1 protein-coding gene is annotated in these 1,203 nt (G+C 54.5%); it reads right to left on the bottom strand.

Translation table 11 applies throughout. The annotated features are described in order from the left end of the window. Positions 1-810: ABC transporter substrate-binding protein (locus RCCGE510_RS32165; protein ID WP_007637500.1), on the bottom strand; the 810-nt coding region annotated here is incomplete at its 3' end. Positions 811-1,203: the final 393 nt, after the last annotated feature.

Below are 1,203 nucleotides of genomic sequence, written 5' to 3'. Positions count from 1 at the left end.
ATCCGTCGTCAGTTTTGCCTGATTGCGGTTGATTTCGATTGGCGCCCCTTCGTCGATCAGTGAAAGTGCGCGACCATCATAGGACTGCACAACGTCGGCGACGTTATCGCGCATGATTTGCAGAATTTCCGAGCCGCTGGTCCACCATTTGCGAATATGCGGCTTGATTTTGTCGAGGCTGGCAAAGACGCGGTCCACATCAAGCGGGTATAGCTTGTCCATGGGCACGCCATCCGCAAGCAACGCCTCTTCCCACGGGCCATTTCCATATTCGCCGGTGAAGAGGGAGCGCACGCCCGGGAACTTTTCGACGTCCCAAAACTCTGCCCACGTGGTTGGTCGCGGCTTGTCAGCCGGAAATTTCTTGGTGTTGTACACCATGTTTGTGGAGTACACATAGGAAGCGAACCCGTTAGCGTGTTTCGCGAAGTCAGATATTGCTTCAAGTTCTTCCTTCTTCCACAGAGAATAATCTACCTGCTCGAGGTAGCCCTTGGCGGTCAACGGATCGACGTTGGTCTGACCGAGGTTAACGACGTCAGCCGAAACGTTCTTGGTATCGACCATCATCGCGATCTGCGTAGATGAGAAGTCCGCCGGAACCGCGATAACTTTTACTCCGGTCTCCGCCATGAACGGCTCGACATATGCCTTCGTAACCGCCTCCCCGAAGTTCCCGCCGCTCACGTTGACCCTCAATTCCCCAGCGGAAGCCGCCCGTGCGCGTCCAGAAATAGAAGACATCGCACCCACGGCAATCACGGAGGATGTGGCCTGCATGAAGTGCCTACGATTTATCAAAATGCTCATTTTCGTTCCCTCTATTATCCCTTGCTTCAAGGGGATTCACTTGCTCGGGTCATGGTGATGCATTCGCCTGGATCAAACCCATTGCCGGAAGCCTGTGTTTGACCCTCGGCGGTCTTGTTCGTTGTCACGCACATCATCCTCCCTTGAACCAACCAGGCGGCGCTGACCAACTGACTGGCCTCAGGCAGCGGCAGGCCCTTAGGACGCTACCCGCTGAATGCAATGCCTACCGCAATAAAGGGGCAAGTGCAACAAATGTTTTACAGTTGGCATATATGCGTCAAGCGTATTATCATGTTGTGTCTACCAGACCCGGCAGATTGTGCGCCTCTTCGACCTTGTACCAAATATCTGACGTCGTGCTTCTGACGCCCGCCGATAGCGGGTGGCTGG

This window comes from Rhizobium sp. CCGE 510 (genome assembly GCF_000292525.1).
Classification (GTDB): Bacteria; Pseudomonadota; Alphaproteobacteria; order Rhizobiales; family Rhizobiaceae; genus Rhizobium.
Note: the sequence above shows the minus strand (reverse complement) of the source record. Positions and strands in the feature narration are given on the sequence as shown.